The sequence below is a fragment of the Paenibacillus sp. ISL-20 genome (assembly GCF_018613005.1).
In the GTDB taxonomy this organism is placed as follows: domain Bacteria; phylum Bacillota; class Bacilli; order Paenibacillales; family Paenibacillaceae; genus Paenibacillus_AQ.
This window is the reverse complement of sequence record NZ_JAGGRD010000009.1, coordinates 14,239-35,312: the sequence shown is the minus strand read 5'-3', so window position 1 is coordinate 35,312 and position 21,074 is coordinate 14,239. Positions and strand designations below refer to the sequence as shown.

The following is a 21,074-nucleotide window of genomic DNA, read 5'->3' as shown; positions in this document are numbered from 1 at the left end:
CTGAAAATGTATTTTTCGACAAATGGGGTACAATAAAGTATAGAGATAAGGAAAGGGTGGAGTAGAAACCATGTACTTCAAAAAAATCGGCGTTGTAGGCGGCGGGACTATGGGGCAGGGCATTGCGGAGATGCTCGCAGCCAAAGGTCTTGACGTACTGCTCGTAGAGAAAACTCCAGAGAAACTGGACTATTCATACCGAATGATCGAGACCAGTCTAGATAAACAATTGGAGAAGTGGGGAATTACCCAGGCAGAGAAGAAACTTATACTGAACCGGATTCAAAAAGTAACTCATTTTGCCGAGCTTAGCACCTGCGATATGGTGATTGAGACCATAATAGAGGACTTGGAAGCGAAGAAAGAGGTATTTTCACAGCTTGATCAAGTATGTCCGAGCCATGTGATATTAGCAAGTAATACATCCACGCTTAGTTTGACGGAGCTCGCCAGCTCTACCAAATATCCTGAGCGTGTTATTGGCATGCACTTCATTCATCCTGTTTCCAAGGTAGACCTTGTTGAAATCATCCGCGGCCTGAAAACTTCGGAACATACGTTTACGGAAACGAAACGCTTTGTTGAAGAAGTTTCGGATAAAAAAGGCATCATGGTGTATGAGTCTCCAGGTTTCGTAACAACCCGCATGATTACCCTCATGATCAATGAAGCGATGCATCTGCTGCAAGAAGGCGTAGCTTCGGCGGAAGATATCGATGACGCGATGAGAATCGGATATAACTTCCAGCATGGACCGCTTGAGATGGCCGACCGTTTCGGACTGGATTCCATTCTCGCTGCGCTGGAACGCATGTTCCGCGAGTACGGCGAACTGAAATACCGTCCATCGATTGTCTTGAAGAAACTGGTCCGCGCAGGGCAACTGGGCGTCAAAACCGGAGAAGGCTTTTTCAAGTACGATAAGGATGGTGACCGGGTATGAATATTCTCGTAATTAATGCAGGTAGTTCTTCACTGAAGTATCAACTGTACAACATGACGGATGAATCCGTATTGGCAAAAGGCTTGGTTGAGCGGATCGGTATGGATTCCTCGATTCTGACGCATAAGCCGACGGGAAAACAGGATGTTACGGAAGTCAGCGAAATTCTGGAGCATACCACGGCGATCCGCAAAGTTCTGGGCATGCTTACAAACGAGGAGCACGGTGTGATCGATTCTATCGAAAGCATTCAGGCCGTTGGACACCGCGTAGTGCACGGCGGGGAATCTTTTAAAGAATCCGCGCTCGTTGACAGTGATGCCAAAGCGGAAATTCGTCGCTTGTTCGATTTGGCTCCGCTTCACAATCCCGCATCGATGATGGGGATTAAGGCAGCAGAAACCAATATGCCGGGCGTTCCGCAGGTCGTTGTATTTGATACGGCGTTCCATCAGACGATGCCGGAGAAATCATACCTGTACGCTATTCCGAGAGTACTTTATAATAAATATAAAGTACGTCGTTACGGTGCGCACGGTACGTCCCACGCCTATGTCAGCCAGGCAGCGGCAGAATTCCTGAACCGACCGCTGGAGGATCTGAAGATCATTACCTGTCATATCGGTAACGGTGCTTCCCTGACAGCAGTAAAAGGCGGGGAATCCATCGACACTTCCATGGGGATGACCCCGCTGGAAGGGCTTATGATGGGTACGCGCAGCGGTGATTTGGATCCGGCGATCGTACCTTTTGTCATGAACAAGGAAGAGCTGACCGTCAATGAAGTGAACTCCATGCTGAACAAGCATAGTGGACTGTTGGCGATTTCCGGAATCAGCAGTGATATGCGTGAGATTACGGAAGGCATGGAAAAAGGCGATCCGAACTCCACGTTGGCCTTTGAGATGTATGAGTATCGTGTTCGTAAATACATCGGGTCTTACGCTGCTGCCATGAATGGCGTGGATGTTATCGTATTTACTGCGGGCGTCGGCGAGAATTCAATCGTTCTTCGTCAAAGAGTGCTTGAGCAGCTTACCTATCTCGGAGTAGAATTGGATGAGGAGCTGAACAGCATTCGTTCCGGCGAGCCACGCCGTATTTCTGCGGCAAATTCGAAGGTCGAGGTACTTGTGGTTCCTACCAACGAAGAACTGGTTATTGCTCGGGATACGCATCGTATCGTACAAGCTTCCAACCGTTAAATAGTAGTGATATAAGGGAGAGATTTAAGCATGGCCACCAAAAGTGTGATTCGTAACGTCAACCAGCATGTCGGTGAGACCGTCACGATCGGCGCCTGGATCAACAACAAGCGTTCCAGCGGGAAGATTCAATTCCTGCAGCTTCGTGATGGCTCCGGATATATCCAGGGTGTTGTTGTGAAGAGCGAAGTATCCGAACAAGTATGGGATGACGCGAAAAGCCTGACACAAGAAAGCTCTTTGTATGTGACGGGTGTTATACGTGAAGAGCCGCGGAGCCAATCGGGTTATGAGATGACGGTTACCGGCATTGAAATTATACATCTTACGGAAAACTATCCGATTACGCCTAAAGAGCATGGTGTCGATTATTTGATGGACCATCGTCATCTGTGGCTTCGTACACAGAAACAACGTGCGATCATGGTGATCCGTGCTGAAATTATCCGTGCGGTTCAAGATTACTTTGATACCAACGGTTTTACGCTTGTGGATCCGCCGATTTTGACCCCAACGTCCGCGGAGGGTACAACCAACCTGTTCCACACGAAGTATTTTGATGAGGATGCGTATTTGACCCAGAGCGGACAGTTGTACATGGAAGCTGCCGCCATGGCGCTCGGTAAGGTATACTCCTTCGGGCCGACGTTCCGTGCCGAAAAGTCCAAAACCCGCCGTCACTTGATCGAGTTCTGGATGATTGAGCCTGAGATGGCCTTCACAGACCATGAGGAGAGTCTTCAGGTGCAGGAGCAGTTCATTAGTCATGTGGTGCAATCCGTGGTTAAAAACTGCCGCCAGGAGCTTGAAACGATCGGTCGCGACATTTCGAAGCTGGAGGCGATCCAGGCACCATTCCCGCGGATTACGTACGATGAGGCTATTGAATTCCTGCATACGCAAGATTTTGATATTCCTTGGGGTGAAGACTTTGGCGCTCCACACGAAACAGCTATTGCTGAGAAGTATGACAAACCGGTCTTTATTACGCATTATCCGGCGGGAATCAAGGCTTTCTATATGAAGCCGGATCCGAATCGTCCGGAAGTCGTACTCTGTGCGGATATGATCGCTCCGGAAGGTTATGGCGAGATTATTGGCGGATCGCAGCGGATAGACGATCCGCAGCTGCTTGAAGAGCGCTTCAAGGAGCATGATCTGTCGATGGAAACCTATCAATGGTATATGGATTTGCGTAAATACGGCACCGTGCCTCATTCCGGCTTCGGTTTAGGTCTTGAGCGTACCGTTGCCTGGATTTGCGGCTTGGACCATGTGCGTGAAACGATTCCGTTCCCACGGACCCTGTACCGGTTGTATCCGTAAGCCGTGAGAGGTAAGTCTATGGACCACGACGGTAACGTGGACACGAGTGTGAATGGCTGGACGGCCGGCGCCGCTGCCGGCATGAGCCAAGGAATGGCGATCATTCCTTATGCCTTGCTCCTGCATTATCGGTCACTTGGGTTAAGCGACCGTGAAGCCATGCTGGTGATCCATTTGATTGGTTATCAGCAGGTGGAGTTCAAGACGTTTCCTTCGCTGGAGGAGCTTGCGGAAGTGACGGGGGCTCCCACCGGATTCATCGCTACCAGCTTGCAGCGCTTGATGAAGGTAGGGCTAATCGGAATTGATGAGTATGTGGACGAAACACAGGGGATTCATTACGAGCGCTACAATCTCCACGGATTGTATGAGAAGCTCGCTTCGTGTCTGGCTGAAGAGCACAAGGAAAAGACCCCTGATGGAACCAAGTTTGCGTCTCCGCTGTTGAATGCCCGTCCTGCTACCGACAAATCAACTGCATCGGGGAATCCCGTTCCTGAGAAGGAAGAGCGGAATTTGTTCACCATTTTCGAAAAAGAGTTTGGCCGTCCGTTATCGCCCATGGAGCTGGAGACGATCTCCGGCTGGGTTGATGCGGATCGCTATCCGGACGAGTTGATCTTATTGGCTCTGAAAGAAGCGGTGTTTGCGGGCAAACTGCATTTCCGCTACATTGACCGGATCCTGCTTGAATGGAGCCGCAATCGGGTGCGTACCGCACAGGATGCCAAGGCCTATACGCAGAAATTCAGAAATATCGGAAGATAGATGAGAAGCACGTCCGCTACGGGCGTGCTTTTTTATGTGTAATATTCTGCATTCCCTTTCCAAGCCATCGGGTTCATGATGGAAGGTAGTTATTCAAAAATAACTACAATCCGTATTTAAAAAAGATGTCCCTTTATTCCGCTGCCATGTGTTAAAGCTTATGAAGGCACCTGAACAATGGATTGCTGATGAAAGGGGGAATAACGGAGTGAGCTTTCAACCAATGAATTCAGAGCCTAAAGACTTGCGCCTAGAAGAATCCATAGAACAAGTTTTAAACGGGGATCGGCAAGCCTTTGTACATATCGTCGAGGCGTATCAACAGCAGATTTTCATGTATTGCTGGAGGCTATTGAACCAGCGGCAGGATGCGGAGGATGCCGTGCAGGAGATTATGGTCAAGGCTTATCAGAAGTTGGAGACATATGAGCCAAAGACCTCCTTTTCTTCATGGTTATACAAGATTGCTTATCACCATTGTCTAAATATGCTGCGAAGGAAACGATTCTTCTATAGCATTGCACCTTTGTTGAGAGAGGATAAGGAGCAAGCGGCAAGCGCAGAGCAGGAGGCCCAAAAATATATCATTGGCGAGTCCATGGAGCGTGCTCTTCGTAGGCTGTCCCCGGAGGAGTGGAACCTGCTTATTCTGCGGGTTTTTGAGGAAAAAAGCTTTGCGGAAATCGGATTAATTCTCGATAAAACCAAGGATTCGGTCAAAAAACGCTACAGCCGCCTGATACAAAAAATAAAAAAGTGGATGGTTGACAGAGAGGGGGATCTACAGTGGAAGTTAAACGAAATGACGTGGAAGAAAAGCTGATAGAGCAGGACCCAAAGAGCCATTATATCATTGATGTCAGGGATGCAGTCATGGAACGGATTGCTTGCCTACCCGCAAAGAAACCTCAGCCCAACATGTTAAGAAGACCACTCGTGATGGCAGCGTCGCTGCTGCTAGTGACTTCGCTGTCGGTGACGGTTTACGCCGCAACCGAACTGATACAGATTCGCAGCAAAGACGGAAAAGTGGTGCTGGAGACCAAACCTAAACCTGAAGTGTCCAAGGAATTACAAGGAAAATGGGATAGGTTATCTTCTATCGATATATCATCCTCAAACTTAGCCTGGCGTTCGGCTTTGCCGGGCCAAGCCATCGCTTATTATATACATAACCAAGAGATGAATGACTTGAAGAGAGAGTTATACGGAGAGGATACATTGCTCGAATTTCAAACGGGTTCTATTTATCTGGGTTCGCTCAATGTGCTTCAAGAGGAAGCTACAAAGCGTGGGATGCCTAATATGAAGATTCCTTCCCGGCTATTAAATGAGTATTCATTTAATGAAGGTTACCTATCCTTTAATCCGGATCTATCTGATTTATTTCATGCTGGAGAACCGACAGAAGTTTATTACGAAATACAAAATGAGTTAATCCGACAGGCTGAAGCTTCAACGAACAACAAAAAAGTTTTCGTTAAGGAGATTAAACCGCCAAGCGTGAGTAGCGTTTCGCTAATTTACGTAAAAGGCAGTGATATGGAAACCTCGATTGGCGTAATCGCAGCCAAACGTAGCGGAATGAACCCCAAACAGGAAATCCATTTTACCGAAGCGGATCATGTTGAAAAAGTGCTCGTGAAGGGCCACGAGATGATTTACGTTAAATATGCGGATGCTTATTTTAATCAGGGCCTGGCTTGGGTCGATGAGCAGCATGATCTTTATTATCATATATCGTTAAATAGCAAAGCGACGATAACGAAAGAGGAAGTACTACAAATTGCGGAGAGTTTCGTTCATTAATATCTATCCCACAGAGTTTATCTTTTGGCTCTGGGGGATATTTTTTTGTCATGGGTTGGCTGATATGCAGCTAAATACTGTCATAAGCAGGAGAACATCCCCAGATTGGCGAATTCATATCGTTGCAGCACGGCTAGAAGGGGAGTTGGAAATGAGATATAAAGCGATTATTTTTGATCTGGACAACACACTGCTGGATTACAACCAAAGCGAGCAGACATGTATGCAGCAGGCACTGGAGCACTACCGGCTGCATGAGGAACTGACGTGGGAGGAATTCTGGAGCACGTTTGGACCGATTAATTTTAATTATTGGATGAACCGAATTCAGAACAATCACGATATCAGGCAGGTGCTGGAGCATTCCTTCACGGACACATTCCTGAGGTTGAATCGGGAATTTCATCAGTACCGGGAGATTTCGGAAACTTACTGGGGGTTGTTCTGCAGTTCCAACCATATGGAGCCGAATGCCGATCTTATTTTGGAACACCTGCATGGCGATGTTGCGCTAGGGGTGATATCTAACGGCATTGGCGAAGCACAACGCAAACGTCTTGCAACAGGAGGATTGTTTCATTATTTTGACTCCTTTATCATTTCGGATGAGGTGAAGTGCTGGAAACCGGACCCGCAGATATTTGAACTCGCTTTGCAGGAATTGGAGGTAGGTCCTGACGAGGTGCTGTACATAGGGGATTCGCTTACGGATGATTATGAAGGAGCAACGAGAGCCGGAATTGATTTTTGTTATTATAATCGCCGGGGTGCCGTTTTAAGTGATCATCATCGACCTGCTTATACGATCAGGGATCTCCTGGAAATCAAGGATCTGGCTTAGCTTAATGGTTTAAAATCGGCTTGTGATGAGACAGATCACTTCGATTTTTCGCGTAACATCGGTTATAATGGTCATAACCAGTCGGAATGTCATTATTATGAAGGGAGGGCCTGAACATGAAGGGAAGATTGACAATGAGCTCTATGCAAAGTCTATTTGATGAACAACGGCGGTTGTTTGCATGGAGCGATGAGAAAGTTACCGCCTGATTACCTCGTGTAGAGGGGCCGTTTATCTAATGGACTTTGCATCCTTAAAACCTTTATTTTAATTTTAAGGAGCAGAGCTACCATGAAATATATAAACGCGGATATTATACTTCCAGAGGAACTGTTGAAGGAAGTACAGAAATATGTACAGGGCGGGATGGTGTACATCCCTAAACCTGAAGGATTACGTAAGAAATGGGGAGAAAATTCGGGCAGCCGGGTGTATTTGAAAAAAAGAAACCTGGAAATCCGGCAGTTGTTTGCGTCGGGCGCTACGATTGATCAGCTTTCTTCTCAATTTTGTTTATCCTGCGATTCCATCAAGAAAATCGTATATACCAAAAACAAGTAATGCAAAGTCACATTGGAACGACTCTGATGTGGCTTTTTCTTATGTGTAAAAGTCATTTTAAATCAATCCTTATATAGGAAGGGCAGATGCTGGGGAATTATAATCATTGGAAGAACGTTCAAACGATAGAGCAGAGGTGAGTTCATGAATGATTTTTTTCAATTTGAAACAGAAGTACAACGGTGTGAGCTGCTCACTAGGGCCAAGAGGGTTGCGATATCGGCACTTCAGCAATATAACCTGAGATGGGTTGAGATTGAGTTTATCGGTATTTCGGACACGATTACATATCAAGTTAGGACCAACTTAAATGAAACATACTTATTGAGAATTCATTCGGATCGACGGTCCAGTAATGAAATAGACCTGGAGCTTCAATTCCTGGATGCCCTTATTACCGCAGGTATCAAAGTGCCGTCAGGTATAACCACTCCAAATGGATTAAGAATGTTGAAAATCGGTACGGAGCATGGATTCAGATCTCCTTATGTCACCGTGATGAAGTGGGTGGATGGTGTGCATGCCCATGAAAGACTTACAGAAGATCAAGCATATCAGGTAGGTGTCTTGATAGCCAGACTACATGAAGTGGCACTTGGCTTCGAAAGTTCTTCTGATTTCCGGAGACCCATATGGGGGATGAACAGCTATAGAGAAGCACTCGTCAAGTTGGAGCGATATGCAGGAACTTTTTTGTCAGAAGTCTCATGGTCACTGTATCAACTCGCAGCTGAAAAGGTTTTGTCCCAGCTTGATCAGATGAACGCTGATGATAGCAATTATGGCCTCATTCATGCCGATTTACATCTGGGGAATGTGGTTTTTGAAGGTGGACTTCCTCACCCGATTGATTTCGGCAGGTGTGGTTACGGTTTTTTTCTTTACGATCTGGCAGCGGTGATGTTGTCACTTGTTCCGAACCAACGATTTAAAGTGCTTCAAGGATATGAAAGCGAACGGAAGTTGGGCTCGGATTATATTCAGTCACTGGAGTGCTTTTTCATCATGATTATGATGGAGAACTACAGCCACCATGCCTCCAACCCAAGAGAGACAGAAAGTCTGAAGAGTGAGCAAATCTATGCGCTAGCCTATATCCGTGAATATTTGAGCGGACGTTCGTTTCTGCTGAATGTGGTGGAGTCATTAGAAATAGATGAGGTGCAAATCTCTAGTTGATCCGCTCATTATAGAAGGGTATCATAATATGAGTTACAGAATGGGCGAGAAAAGCTTGCAAGTAACGAATCGCCTAGGTGGATTTATCTCCAGCTTGATCATCATGATCGCCACCATCATATGGGTTCAATGAACTTCATTCCATCTATCTATGGCTTGGCTATACGTTCGAAAGGTCTAGTTCCCGTGATGGTTATGCATTTTGTGATGAATGTTCTATTTGTTCTTAGCGGCATGATCCTGTCACTTTCCAAAGGGCGTCGATAGACGTTCTTTTTTTGTTTTGACCGGTATGGGGAGAATAGGGGACAAGCTGTATTGGTCTTGTTTTTAAATGATACAAATTTTTTTCGAAAAAGTGCAGGGGCAGCTTTCAAAGCTGACGTCTATGTATTTGGGAAGGAGGGGAGAGTTATTGATGCTGAAACGTTAATCACGCGCATCCTGCAAGGGGATCAAGAAGCCTTTCGGGAACTGGTGAACCACTACAGCCAGCACGTGTTCCATACGGCATACTCGGTCCTGCGGGATGCCAAGGAAGCGGAAGATGCGTCGCAGGAAGTGTTTATTCAAGTATACAAAGCTCTCCCCCAGTACCGATCTGAAGGGTTTAAAACCTGGATTACACGCATCACGCTAAATAAAGCGATTGATATGAAGAGGAAGCTTTCCCGTAAACCGCCGGAGCAGCTGCACGGCGAACATGATGAAGTGCTGGATAAACTCCCTTCCCGGGATGAAGACGTGGTTTCTCTGCTCGTACATAAGGAGAGAAGAGAGGAACTTCGAGAGAAAATTAAACAATTGCCGGACAATCACCGCGCCATTATAACGGCTTTTTATTTGGAAGAGAAAAACTACGAACAAATCGCAGCCGAGATGGATGTCACGGTCAAGACGGTGGAATCGAAATTATACCGGGCCAGACAATGGATTCGGAAATCGTGGAAGGAGGAGGAATGGAAATGAACGTAAAGGGTAACGAGCTTAAGATGCTGACGGAACGATATGTTAGAGGAGAAGGCTCGGCAGAAGAACGGTCTTCTTATGAAGAGCTCATGTTATTGGATGACAGCGTGCTGGAGATCTATATGCAGGTACTGGCCGAGCTTGATTCCGAACTCCCTGACCTGCCCGAGCCGGAAACATTTACGCAGCGGGTGGTGGAACACGAACAAATAAAGCCATACACCCATAAAGCACCTCTTCGCATTCAGGAACGTCCGAAGCGATGGTACGAACGCGCGATCGTTCACTACACCATTGCCGCCTCCATTACCATGCTGTTCCTCTTCACCGGGGCATTTGACCGACTTCTTCCCGGCGAAATGAACAGTGAGGTTCCATTATCTGAAACACCTTCCTACAGTAAACAATGGGTGGAAAAAACAACCGGCTGGCTTGACCAGCTATTATCCCGATAAGAAAAATGAAAGGAAGATGCCTTGTGCAACCGCAAAAAAGTAAAGGGTTTGCCTTTATATTAAATATCCTTCCGGGCCTCGGCCATTATTATTGGGGGAGAAAGGGACGTGCCCTGCTATATCCGTTCTTGTTCTTCGGTGGCTTGTTCGGCGGATTTGTGCTCGGGATCATGTCGCATTCCGATACGGTTTTTGCGCTGGGGATTCTCGGTGCTTTAATGATCTGGGGGATCAGCATGCTCGACCTGCTAATTGCTTTGATTCGTTATACACCTGTAATGATTGTCCACGATGAATACGGACGACCGATGGAGATTCGCCAGGAAAAGAGTGATGAGTCTGAACGCTTTTATACCATACTGCTGTCCTTCATTCCCGGTTTGGGGCATTTTCAACTGGGACTTATGCAGCGCGGGTTGTCGTTCCTGATCGCATTCTTCGGACTGGGAACGATTCTGCTGTTCTTGACGGGCTTGACGCACGAATCAGTATTTCTGCTGTTTCTGGGCATGCTGCCCATCATTTGGCTCTATTGTATGTTTGATGTGGTTCAGCTGGTTCACCGCAAGCAAGCTGGAGAATTACTTATCGATCGCACGCTGTTTGATGAGCTCGAGAGCGGCCGGGAGAGCGGACGCCGGAGTAAAGTGTTTGCCACCTTGTTATCGGCCTTTCCCGGAGCGGGTCAAATGTATTTGGGATTGCAAAAACGGGGACTGCAGCTCATGGTCCTATTTCTTGGCAGCATCTATGTGCTGGATGTACTCAAGCTGTCGCTGTTCCTGTTCTTGATTCCGCTGATCTGGTTTTATGCATTCTTTGACGGTCTGCAGCAAGTAAGCCGTTACGGCAGGGAGCCGCTGCGCGATCGACCGATCATCTCAGGCCTTGGGAATCAGCAGCGCTGGCTCGGGCTTGGACTGCTCGTACTTGGTGTCTATTTCGTATTTACCAGCGTGGTGATGCCTTATATCGATACACATTTCCCTCATTTGCAGCTGGATTACCGCATTCGTTCCTATTTGAAGACCGCGATTATCGCCGTTCTTCTCATCGGAGGAGGAATCAAGCTGATGACTGGCTCGAAAAAGGATGCATTGAGAGGAAGGCGTTCATATTATGATACCGACAACGAATGATATGTCCCTTCATGATCTGGGAAGCCCTCCATCGAAGTCTGCACGGCAATGGAGAGTAGGTACACTCTCCATGGGACTATCCTTGCTCGTGCTTGGCTTGCTTGTATTGTCCTCCGCCTGGAAAGGCGTAGAGGTGTACAGCTCCGCCGCAAGATGGTGGCCGATCGTATTTGTTCTGTTAGGTGCCGAGATCGTCAGCTACTCGCTGATTTTTCGGAGACGCGGTTGGGTCAAGTATGATATATTCAGCATTCTTCTCATCGGTTTTCTGGCCTTCTGCTGTATCGGCATGGGAGTGCTGAGTGCGACGGGTTTACTGGATCAAATTCGCCGTGAGACGATGTCCGTGCAGCAAACGATTCCGTTACCGGATCAGAAGATAACAATTCCGGACGGGGTTAAAAAAGTCATTGTTCAGGGCAGTTACAACCACAATATCCAACAGGATGCTTCGAGTTCGAATGAGATGCTGATCTTTGGCAGCCTGCGGACGGAAGATATCAAAATGTGGAGTACGACCGAGCTGCCGTCGATGATTCAGATTAAACAGTCGGGAAACATTCTATATGTCCAGTTGAATGATCCCCCTCGCTATACCTTTCGGGGAACCTTCTCACAACTTGATGTGACGCTATCCGTGCCTTCTGCAGTCAAAGTGATCATTAGGGATTGATCACGATCGAATCAATGAAATGATATGGAACGAGATATGGAGGGAGATATCGTGGCCAAGAATCTGTATTATCTGCTGTATATTGCACTGTTTGTTGTGACTTGTTTGTTTATCTTCAATGTCTACTCATCACCGGATCAGGTACCTGCGCCTTCGATCTCACTAACGGAGCATGAGCAGAAACGGCTATAATCCATATAAAGAAAAAACCTGTAAACGATCGGAATCATTTACAGGTTTTTTAGTTTTCGTTCAACGAGTATGTATATTAGGATAAAAACGATCACGGTCGCAATACCGGTTGTCATGATATGGCCGGTGAGCCTGGCAATCAGCAGCAGGATGACCCCAAAGATCATTAGCAGCAGACTTACATAGGCATTGGCAACTTTAAAGTTTCGTTCATTTTTAAGAGATGACGTAGTTTTATAAGCATAAATGCTCTTGGAACTTTTAGGCGGAAGCAAAAAGAGGACCAACCCATACAAAATAAATACGATGCCAATGGCTAAACTTTCGAGCATCCCTATACACTCCTAACGGAAAGATAACGCCGGATGCACCCCGAAAACGTTGGATCACGGTGCATCCGGCTGATCAAGCTCTGTATCTGCAAATATGGATTTATTTTACCTTGGATTCGGTTGCATTCAAGAGCAGACGACGGTAGGAGTATTCGAATATAAACTCAAAAGCCTCCAGATGTTTCTTTGCTTCGAAAGCATTTTTGCCCCAGGCATAGATGCCGTGGTTGCGAAGCAAAATGCCGGGTACCGCCGGATCAAGCGCATCCGGAACGAGTTCCGCAATCCGCGGAATGTCTGCATAGTTCGGCAGGATCGGAATGCGAATCGCCGCGTCCTCATCCCAAATGTTAAAGGCCTTGATCAGCTCGATTCCTTGGGCAGGGACATAACCTTGTTCACCATACCAGTCGCTGATCAGATTGTTATTGATGGTGTGCACATGGAAAATGGCGCCGCAGCCGGTTTTGCGATAAATTTCGCAGTGAATCAAAGTTTCCGCACTAGGCTTTAAGCCGGTTGCTTCACAAGGTACGCCGTTCTGATCCACAAAAAGATAATCTTCGGGCGTATGTACCGACTTGTCTTTACCACTGGCTGTCACCGCAAAATAAAACTGCTCTGGATTGAACTCGCCAACACGGACAGATAGATTACCGCTGGTACCCGGGAACCAGTTTCTAGAAGCAAACCGTTCCTTAATTCCTCTAAGATCCTGCAGGGCAGCCTGTTTCTGTTCAAGCTGGATATCTGAAAATGCCACTTACAGCACCTCCTGTTTGAACTTGTCTTTCATGTCGTTCTGAATATCGGTAAATGTCTCGAAGGGTACATGGTGAACACCAAGCTTCTTGCACTGCTCGGTGAGCGAGGAACGGGAATAGACCAGATCCGCCTGTTTGGCGCCTTCGAAGTCGGTAAGGCTGTCCCCGATCAGAATCCGGTAATACCGATCGGTCGGAAAACGGTCCATCACCGTAACCTTGCACATGCCGCAGTCGTTCTGGCAGGATTCGTTGCAAGGATGAGGCCAAGTTATCTCGATGTGATCACCTTCGAAATTGGAGCCGTTGCAGAAGATATGGTCTGCAGGGATGCCAAAGGGCTTCAACAGAGGATCGACAAAAAAATCGATGCCGCCGCTTGTAACGTAAAATTCAATCTGTTCGGATTTTAAATAATCCAGGAATGTACTGAAGCCTTCCCGAATCCCTGCATGGCTTAGAACATAATCGGTAATTTCTTCTCTCATGGAGGAAGGGAAGAGGGCGAACATGCGGCCTACGCCTTCCCGTATAGAAATAGTGCGGTCAAGTGTATCCTGCATGATCGACTCAAAGCCTTCCGGCTTGAAGTGCTTCATGATGGCGACAATATTATCGTTGTTCGTGATGGTTCCGTCGAAATCGCAAAAAATGATCGGCTGTTTCTCTCCAGATGTCATACTTCTCCTCCCCAGATGTCCAGTGCGGCTTTCAACTCTTCGTGTTCTTCGGCAAAGTGAGCGAGCGGCACGGATTTCATCGTTGCCTCAATCGCTTGTACAAAAGCTTTGCCGCCCGCTTCGGTTCCCATCGGATGACCGTGGATTCCACCGCCTGCGTTTACGACCACATCAGTGCCGAAGTCCCGGATGATGCGTGGAACGAGACCAGGATGGATTCCTGCGGATGGTACCGGCATGCTTCGTTTCACGCCAAGTTTAGCGCTATGCAGCTCGTCGCGTATGGCCAGATTCTCTTCTCTCGGCATCGTTACAGATCCGTAAGGAGAAGGGAAGAGCACCAGATCCGCGCCGGCGATCCGCATCAGCTGGCCGAGCAGCACCGGAGCTGTTATTCCATAGTATGGAGAAGGATAAATGGCGCCGGCAAGTGCAGGATGAGCCGCGATAGGTACGGTGATATCCGGATCGCTGCTTAGCTCGTGCAAAACGTCATACCCGTAGGACAGCACATTAAAGAGCAGGGCGTTAGCGCCGGCATCAATCGCGCGCAGCGCTTGCTCACGCAGCTGCGACGTCCGGCCGGTTAGATTGGCAGCATAGAGCAGCTTTTTGCCAGTTTGTTGTTCAATGTCGGCAGCCGCCTGGATGCACATGCTTACCCGTTTTTCAATCGGGGTGAGGTCGTTCTCGAACAGGATTTCATCATCTTTGATGAGATCCACGCCACCAAGCGCCTGACGGATAAATTGGGCTCTGAGCTCGTCCGCATTCAGTCCGATCACCGATTTGAAGATGCTCATGAGCAGCGGACGATCATGGACGCCGAGAAGATCGCGGACACCGTCGATGCCATACTTCGGTCCGGGGAACGCACCCAGGAAGTCGGGAGACAAATCCAGGGAAGTCAGCTTGATCCGTCCGTCCATGGAGATTTTGCCGAACACGGTCACCAGTAGGGCAGGAAGATCCCGGCTGAAATTAATATCCGGATAAGCAATACTGACATCCGCATAACGACTGCCTGGCTCCCAGCCCTCGTGAACCTGAATGTCAACAACTTCGCCAAGATGCTTCTGCATCGCTTCACGCTTGGCTTGCGGCAGCTCGGTCCAGCTGCCAACCGTCATGCCAACGGCGATGGAAGTTGCTTTCTTACGAAAATCCGCCTGGTCGTCATAGATTCGGTACATTGCGATACAGCGGCTCATGAGATTTGCTCCTTCAGCATGGCGCCCATTTCTTTGGAGCGCTCAGCGCAGCGGTTTACGGCGGCAATGACGGTTTCGAAGAAATCGCCTTTGTCGAGCGTTTCGAGGGCCGCTTGTGTTGAACCGTTCGGCGATGTGATTTTCGCGCGAAGCGATGAAGGCTGTTCTCCGGTCTGCTGCACCATCCGGGCCGCGCCCAGAATGGTTTGGAGCGTCAACTCGCGACTTTGCTCCTGCGTCAGGCCGCCGCGAATCCCCGCGGCAGTCATGGCTTCCATCATGTAATAGAAGTAAGCCGGTCCACTGCCGGATATACCGGTCAGGATATCCATCTTCTCTTCTTCAATGACGGTTACATTACCAACAGCTTCGAACAAAGTCATGACCAGCTGGCGCTGTTCTTCGCTGATTTCCTTAGAGAAGGCAATTCCTGTGGAACCAAGTCCGATAGAGGCAGATGTATTCGGCATCGTGCGTGCAATGGGTTGATGGGTTCCAAGCAGCGTCTGTGTCGTATAAATCGATAATCCGGCAATCACGGAGATGATCAATTGGTCGCTTGAGAGCTTCGGACCCAGTTCTTTCAGCACTTTAGCAGCATCCTTCGGTTTCATGGCAAGCACGATCACCGGCGAAGTTTTTAGAATTTCGATTTTAGCGGCATCGTCATTGTTGATCTGGACGCCGTACCGCTCACTCAGTTCCTGAAGGCGCTGAACATTGCTTCGGTTGAGCATCGTAATATTCTCCGGAAGCACGACAGAACGGCTCACTAATCCTCGTACGATCGCTTCGGCCATCGAGCCGGCGCCGTAGAAGGTAATTGCTTTATCTATTAAAGGTCGGTTCTGCGGGGATTGGCACATCGTTATTTCCTCCTTCATGGCTTTAGATGAATGATTTATTCGCGTATTTGACCACTACCGATAATAACATATTTGGAGGAAGTAAGCGCGGGTAACCCCATAGGTCCCCGGGCATGTAGCTTCTGGGTACTGATCCCGATTTCGGCGCCGAAGCCAAATTCAAAGCCATCGGTGAAGCGGGTCGATGCGTTATGATAGACAGCGGCTGCGTCTACTTCCTGCAAGAAGCGCTGCGCATGATCCTTATTCTCCGTAACGATACATTCCGAATGCTTGGTGCCATAAATCGAAATATGCTCAATGGCCTCATCCAGGTGATCCACAATTTTAAGGTTCAAAATATAGTCGTTATACTCGGTAGCGTAATCATCAGACGTAGCTTTTGCAGCCCATGGAACGTAATCCAGGGTACGCTGGCATCCACGCAGCTCGACATTACGCTTACGGAATGCTTCGGCCAGCCCAGTCAAATGCGATTTGGCATAATCCGCATGGACGAGCAGGGTTTCCATGGAATTGCAGACCGAAGGGCGCTGCACCTTGGCATTGATACTGATGGCGGCCGCCATGTCCGGGGCTGCCGAAACATCCAGATAGGTATGGCATATCCCGGCTCCGGTTTCGATGACTGGTACCGTGGCGTTCATCACAACATTCTGGATCAGCGAGCTGCCACCGCGCGGGATGATGACATCCAGCAGTCCGTTGAGCTTCAGCATTTCATCCACGGAGGAACGGTTCGGATCCTCGATAAGCTGTAGCGCATCTTTAGGCAGTGTGGTGCGTTCCATAGCTTCGTGAAGCACCTCGATGATTTTGCGGTTGGAGGAGAGGGCGGATGAACCACCGCGCAGCACGACCGCATTGCCCGTCTTCAAGCATAGCCCGGCTGCATCAACGGTCACGTTGGGACGTGCTTCATAAATGATGCCAATCACGCCAAGGGGAACGCGCTTCTTGACGATGTTCAGACCGTTCGGGCGGTCGATCGTTTCCAGGGTGTCGCCGATCGGGTCCGGCAGCTTAACGATTTGGCGCAATCCTTCGGCTATGTCCTCGATTCGAGCTTCATTCAGTGCCAGCCGGTCCAGCAGGGAGGCAGAGGTGCCGAGCTCTTTCCCACGGCGAAGATCCTCCGCGTTCGCTTCCATGATATCTGCTGTCCGCTGGATCAGGGCGTCTGCCATGATCAGCAAAGCCTGGTTTTTCTCCTCCGTGCTCAGTCTGCCAAGACGAAATGCTGCCTGTTTGGCGAGTTGGGCTTTGTTGCGTACCTCACTCATAATAATTCCTCCTTATTTGGATGATTAGGAAAAACAATATTGGTTATGGGATCCGGATTATTTTAACGTGATCCATTCGTCGCGGTGAATGACCTCAAGCCGATGGATTTCCCCGATGATGCCGATCACTTCACTGCTTGGCATTCCGAGCACGGCCTGCAGCTGGTCCTCATCGTAATTGACGATCCCTCTGCCGAGCGTTTCGTTGTTCATATTAACGACTTCTACCACGTCTCCTGCATGGAAGCTGCCTTCGATCCGTTTAATGCCAACGGGAAGGAGGCTGTGGCCTCCGTGAATCAGCGCCTTCTCGGCGCCAGGATCAACAACGATCCGGCCTAACGGCGAGGACATAAAGCCGAGCCACTGCTTTTTCATCGGCAGGGAGGATAGGTGGGTGGCAAAATAAGTTCCTTTGCCTGCATGCTTAAACGCCTTAAGCAAATCCCCGGTCTCGTTGGCTTTGCCGATGAAGACGGGGACACCGCCGCGGGTGGCGATTTTGGCGGCATCGATTTTTGATCGCATACCGCCAGTACCTACGCTGGAGCCAGCGCCTCCTGCCATGCTGTAAATCTCACCCGTGATTTCATCAATTTCCTCATATTTTGTTGCATCCGGCGACTTGCGTGGATCAGCCGTGTACAAACCGTCCGTATCGGTCAGGATGATTAATTGCTGGGCGCGGACCAAGTTCGCTACCAGCGCGGATAGCGTATCGTTATCACCAAATTTCAGTTCGTCAATCGAAACGGTATCATTCTCATTAATAATCGGAATAACGCCTTGCTTCAGAAGCTCCGTAATCGTCATGTTGGCATTATTCATGCGTTTGCGGTTTGCGAAGTCCGTTCTCGTCAACAGAATTTGCGCGGCCTTCAATTGATGGGAGGCCAGCTCATTCTGGTAAGCACGCATCAGTAGCGCTTGGCCCAATGCGGCGGATGCTTGCTTCTCATGCAGTAGCTTGGGTCTCGTTTCGTAGCCGATCTCCCGAAAGCCTGCTGCAACGGCGCCGGATGTCACGAGCAGAACCTCGTGACCGGCCTTACGGAGCGCGGCAAGTTCTCCGGCAAAGAAGGCGACGGAATCAAGATTAAGTCCGCCTTCATCTGTCGTCAGGGAGCTGCTGCCGATTTTTACGACGATGCGTGATAGCATCGTGATCACTTCCTTGTATTTATGATTAGTTGGTATAGCTGTAACGAATCCATTTCCTGAAAATAAAAAAACTTTCGTCCAGTATGAAAAAGGACGAAAGTTTAACTTCCGCGGTACCACCTTTGTTGATGAGCGCAGCTCATCCGGCTTTAACCCTGTAACAGAAGGCACTGTCCTGGCAAGCCAGGCCGCTCGGGGGTAGGATTCGGAAAGGGGGGTCACGGCAAATTCTTTCAGCCCATGGAATTCGCTCTCTGGTCATCGTGCCCTATGCTTTCGTACTGGTCCCGTCATTGCGTTTTTGAAAACTGCATTCAATTGTTACTGCAAGAATAGCACATCGTTTTTGTTTTTTCAAAAGGAATTAGGTTAACCGAACAGGTTCAGCTTGCCGATTCGGTAGGCGGCTTCCCGCATTCGTTCTTCGCTGCTTAACAGGCCGACGCGGACATATCCTTCGCCGTGATCGCCAAAGCCGACACCAGGCGCAACCGCCACCTTGGCCTCCTCAAGCAGCAGGTCGGCAAAGGATACCGAGGTAAAGCCTTGCGGTACGGGTAGCCAGCTAAAGAAGGAGCCTGCTGGTTTCTGTGCTTCCCAGCCAATTTCGGACAGGGCGCCATAGAAGGCGTCCCTCCTCGATTGGTAGCGTGCCACCAACTCCTCAACGCAGTTTTGCGGAGATGTGAGAGCTGTAGCCGCTGCAGCCTGAATGCCGCCGAACAGGCTGACGTAGATGTGGTCCTGCAGCATATTGATCAGCGAGATGATTTTTTTGTTCCCTAGGGCAAAGCCAACGCGCCATCCGGCCATATTATAGGTTTTGGATAGGGTGTAGAATTCTACTCCAACTTCTTTGGCGCCTTCTGCCTGCAAAAAGCTGACTGGACGATCACCATCAAACCCAATCGCTCCATAAGCAAAATCACTGGCTACCACGATCCCGTGTTCGGCGGCAAATGCCACCGTATCCTCGTAGAAGGACAGAGGAGCGACAGCGGATGTCGGATTATTCGGGTAATTCAGGAACATCAGCTTCGCTTTTTCTCTGTCTGCAGTTGTGATCGCATCATAATCAGGAAGAAACTGGTTAGCTGCGGTTAACGGCATGAATTTCATTTGGGCACGGGCCAGAGCTACACCTGACCAGTAATCCGGATAACCGGGGTCCGGGACAAGACATACATCGCCCGGGTTCAGAAGCACTTGCGGCAGCTGTACGAGACCTGTTTTTCCTCCAAACAGAATCGCTACCTCTGTCTCCGGATCGAGATCAACATTGTAGTCTTCCTTATATCGATGCGCAATGGCTTCTTTAAGGAAGGAAAAGCCGGTAAAAGGCGAATATTTGTGAAATTGTGGATTGTCGGCCGCTTCTTTCAAGCTGGATATGATATGAGGCGGTGTGGGCTGATCGGGATTTCCCTGCCCCAGATTGATTACATCATGTCCCTGCGCCACTTGGCGGTTTACCTTGGAGACCAAGGTCGCGAAAAATTGCGTGGGCAGCTGGGACATCATCTCGGCTGGCTCTATTTGGAATTCGTTTAATTTATTGTTCATTGCAGTTTCATCACTCCGTTATCTAATTACACTCAAATGCAGCTGATATTGAAAACAATTAGGATTAATTTAACACGATTTATCAGGGGTGTATAGAGGGAAATGGAGCTTGGGTGTTGCAGCAGCAGGCTTGAGGAGGCTATGATGATGACATAAGGAGAATGGATGAAACCTGTAAAATAGCCCGTTCGTTGATATATTGATCACAGCGGCGCTGATGCTGGATTCAACCGAATAACAGGAGGCTGCAAGATGACTGGAGAAGCAAAGGCTCAATTGAATATCGCACTTATCCAAGCTGATATTGAAATAGGAAACGTGAATGCCAATATGAATAAAATGTTCGGCATGATGGAGCAGGCCGCAGCAGCTGATATGAAGCCGGATGTCATAGTACTGCCGGAAATGTGGAATACGGGGTATGCGCTGGACCGGATTCAAGAGCTTGCCGATCCCATGGGGCAGGAAACCTCGCGGATGCTGAGTGAATTTGCGCGAAAACACCGCATCCAAGTCGTGGGCGGATCTGTAGCCGAACGAATCGAAGATCGGATTTATAACAGCATGTATGTGTTTAACCGGAGCGGGGAGCAGATCGCCAAATACTCTAAAATTCACTTGTTCCGTCTGATGGATGAAGAGAAGTTTCTTCAAGCCGGACAGCATACCGTAACCTTTGAGCTGGAACAATTGAAAGCGGGCGCATCGATCTGTTACGATATACGGTTTCCAGAACTGTCCCGCACCCTTGCACTCAGCGGCGCTCAAGTGCTGTTTGTGCCTGCGGAGTGGCCGCATCCACGGCTGCATCATTGGAGAACGCTGCTCATGGCCAGAGCGATCGAGAACCAAATGTATGTCGTTGCGTGTAATCGTGTAGGAACCAGCGGAGAAACGGACTTTTTCGGTCACTCCATGATCATCGATCCGTGGGGTGAGGTCATTGCCGAAGGGGATGAGCAGGAAATGATCCTGACCGGTACGCTGGATTGCCGTCTTACGGATGAAGTCAGAGGACGTATTCCGGTTTTTGAAGACCGTCGTCCGAATTTGTATTTTCAATAAGTGTTTATAGTTAAACTCCTCTAAAAAATGAAGTTTCATCTGGGCAGAGGCGGGTATACTATGGGTAATCCGTCTGAGAGGAGGCTTTG

At 48.7% G+C, this 21,074-nt stretch carries 23 protein-coding genes; 15 read left to right on the top strand and 8 right to left on the bottom strand.

From position 1 onward, the window contains the following. Positions 1-70: 70 nt before the first annotated feature. The 14 genes from J7E85_RS05530 (at position 71) to J7E85_RS05465 (ending at position 12,060) form a co-directional block, all read left to right on the top strand. The gene (locus J7E85_RS05530) at positions 71-943 is read left to right on the top strand and encodes a 3-hydroxyacyl-CoA dehydrogenase family protein (protein ID WP_076321003.1); all 873 of its coding nucleotides are present in this window, start codon (positions 71-73) and stop codon (positions 941-943) included. Further along, positions 940-2,148 carry an acetate/propionate family kinase gene (locus tag J7E85_RS05525; protein WP_215155841.1) on the top strand — a complete coding sequence of 403 codons (1,209 nt, stop codon included), beginning with the start codon at positions 940-942 and terminating at the stop codon, positions 2,146-2,148. Before J7E85_RS05530 ends, J7E85_RS05525 begins: the two co-directional genes overlap by 4 nt. A gap of 30 nt (positions 2,149-2,178) precedes the next feature. Then, a complete protein-coding gene (gene asnS / locus J7E85_RS05520; RefSeq protein WP_215155839.1) occupies positions 2,179-3,474 on the top strand; it encodes an asparagine--tRNA ligase in 1,296 nt (431 codons plus the stop codon). An 18-nt stretch (positions 3,475-3,492) separates the two neighbouring features. Beyond that, positions 3,493-4,242: a DnaD domain-containing protein gene (locus J7E85_RS05515; protein ID WP_215155837.1), complete on the top strand. Its 750-nt coding sequence runs from the start codon at positions 3,493-3,495 to the stop codon at positions 4,240-4,242. 208 nt (positions 4,243-4,450) lie between these two features. Next, a complete protein-coding gene (locus J7E85_RS05510) occupies positions 4,451-5,065 on the top strand; it encodes an RNA polymerase sigma factor (RefSeq protein WP_215155835.1) in 615 nt (204 codons plus the stop codon). Next, positions 5,029-6,051, top strand: coding sequence for a DUF4367 domain-containing protein (locus J7E85_RS34775; protein WP_215155833.1), 1,023 nt, complete (start codon positions 5,029-5,031; stop codon positions 6,049-6,051). Before J7E85_RS05510 ends, J7E85_RS34775 begins: the two co-directional genes overlap by 37 nt. A 151-nt stretch (positions 6,052-6,202) precedes the next feature. Beyond that, entirely contained in the window at positions 6,203-6,892 is a 690-nt protein-coding gene (locus tag J7E85_RS05500; protein WP_251035495.1) for an HAD family hydrolase, read from the top strand. Positions 6,893-7,183: 291 nt separating this feature from the next. Beyond that, a complete protein-coding gene (locus J7E85_RS05495; RefSeq protein WP_071218363.1) occupies positions 7,184-7,453 on the top strand; it encodes a CD3324 family protein in 270 nt (89 codons plus the stop codon). A gap of 144 nt (positions 7,454-7,597) precedes the next feature. Next, positions 7,598-8,632, top strand: coding sequence for a phosphotransferase enzyme family protein (locus tag J7E85_RS05490; RefSeq protein WP_215155829.1), 1,035 nt, complete (start codon positions 7,598-7,600; stop codon positions 8,630-8,632). A gap of 318 nt (positions 8,633-8,950) precedes the next feature. Continuing rightward, on the top strand, positions 8,951-9,601 hold the full coding sequence (locus J7E85_RS05485) for an RNA polymerase sigma factor (protein ID WP_285228786.1): 651 nt from the start codon (positions 8,951-8,953) through the stop codon (positions 9,599-9,601). Continuing rightward, complete coding sequence (locus J7E85_RS05480) at positions 9,598-10,056, top strand: hypothetical protein (RefSeq protein WP_215155827.1); 459 nt, start codon at positions 9,598-9,600, stop codon at positions 10,054-10,056. The genes J7E85_RS05485 and J7E85_RS05480 overlap by 4 nt, the downstream gene beginning before the upstream one ends. A 23-nt stretch (positions 10,057-10,079) precedes the next feature. Continuing rightward, positions 10,080-11,195, top strand: coding sequence for a hypothetical protein (locus tag J7E85_RS05475; RefSeq protein WP_215155825.1), 1,116 nt, complete (start codon positions 10,080-10,082; stop codon positions 11,193-11,195). After that, positions 11,176-11,868, top strand: a complete 693-nt coding sequence (locus J7E85_RS05470) for a hypothetical protein (RefSeq protein WP_215155823.1) — start codon at positions 11,176-11,178, stop codon at positions 11,866-11,868. The genes J7E85_RS05475 and J7E85_RS05470 overlap by 20 nt, the downstream gene beginning before the upstream one ends. Positions 11,869-11,892: 24 nt before the next feature. Continuing rightward, positions 11,893-12,060: a hypothetical protein gene (locus tag J7E85_RS05465; RefSeq protein WP_215156260.1), complete on the top strand. Its 168-nt coding sequence runs from the start codon at positions 11,893-11,895 to the stop codon at positions 12,058-12,060. Positions 12,061-12,098: 38 nt separating this feature from the next. Here J7E85_RS05465 and J7E85_RS05460 read toward each other — a convergent pair whose 3' ends face one another. The 8 genes from J7E85_RS05460 to J7E85_RS05425 form a co-directional block, all read right to left on the bottom strand. Beyond that, the gene (locus J7E85_RS05460) at positions 12,099-12,392 is read right to left on the bottom strand and encodes an SdpI family protein (RefSeq protein WP_215155821.1); all 294 of its coding nucleotides are present in this window, start codon (positions 12,390-12,392) and stop codon (positions 12,099-12,101) included. Positions 12,393-12,492: 100 nt separating this feature from the next. After that, entirely contained in the window at positions 12,493-13,155 is a 663-nt protein-coding gene (locus J7E85_RS05455; RefSeq protein ID WP_215155819.1) for a methylthioribulose 1-phosphate dehydratase, read from the bottom strand. Then, positions 13,156-13,836, bottom strand: coding sequence for a 2-hydroxy-3-keto-5-methylthiopentenyl-1-phosphate phosphatase (locus J7E85_RS05450; RefSeq protein WP_215155817.1), 681 nt, complete (start codon positions 13,834-13,836; stop codon positions 13,156-13,158). Beyond that, positions 13,833-15,047 carry a 2,3-diketo-5-methylthiopentyl-1-phosphate enolase gene (locus tag J7E85_RS05445; RefSeq protein WP_215155809.1) on the bottom strand — a complete coding sequence of 405 codons (1,215 nt, stop codon included), beginning with the start codon at positions 15,045-15,047 and terminating at the stop codon, positions 13,833-13,835. The genes J7E85_RS05450 and J7E85_RS05445 overlap by 4 nt, the downstream gene beginning before the upstream one ends. Then, complete coding sequence (gene proC, locus J7E85_RS05440; RefSeq protein WP_098743065.1) at positions 15,044-15,913, bottom strand: pyrroline-5-carboxylate reductase; 870 nt, start codon at positions 15,911-15,913, stop codon at positions 15,044-15,046. Before proC ends, J7E85_RS05445 begins: the two co-directional genes overlap by 4 nt. Before the next feature lie 35 nt (positions 15,914-15,948). After that, complete coding sequence (locus J7E85_RS05435; RefSeq protein ID WP_215155807.1) at positions 15,949-17,196, bottom strand: glutamate-5-semialdehyde dehydrogenase; 1,248 nt, start codon at positions 17,194-17,196, stop codon at positions 15,949-15,951. Between the two features lie 57 nt (positions 17,197-17,253). Beyond that, the gene (proB, locus tag J7E85_RS05430) at positions 17,254-18,357 is read right to left on the bottom strand and encodes a glutamate 5-kinase (protein WP_251035493.1); all 1,104 of its coding nucleotides are present in this window, start codon (positions 18,355-18,357) and stop codon (positions 17,254-17,256) included. Between the two features lie 369 nt (positions 18,358-18,726). Continuing rightward, positions 18,727-19,920 (bottom strand): pyridoxal phosphate-dependent aminotransferase, encoded by a 1,194-nt coding sequence (locus tag J7E85_RS05425; RefSeq protein ID WP_215155802.1) that lies wholly within the window; start codon positions 19,918-19,920, stop codon positions 18,727-18,729. 252 nt (positions 19,921-20,172) lie between these two features. On the opposite strand from J7E85_RS05425, the gene J7E85_RS05420 reads away from it, so the two are divergent. Beyond that, positions 20,173-20,985, top strand: coding sequence for a carbon-nitrogen family hydrolase (locus J7E85_RS05420; RefSeq protein ID WP_215155800.1), 813 nt, complete (start codon positions 20,173-20,175; stop codon positions 20,983-20,985). The last annotated feature ends 89 nt before the right edge of the window (positions 20,986-21,074 follow it).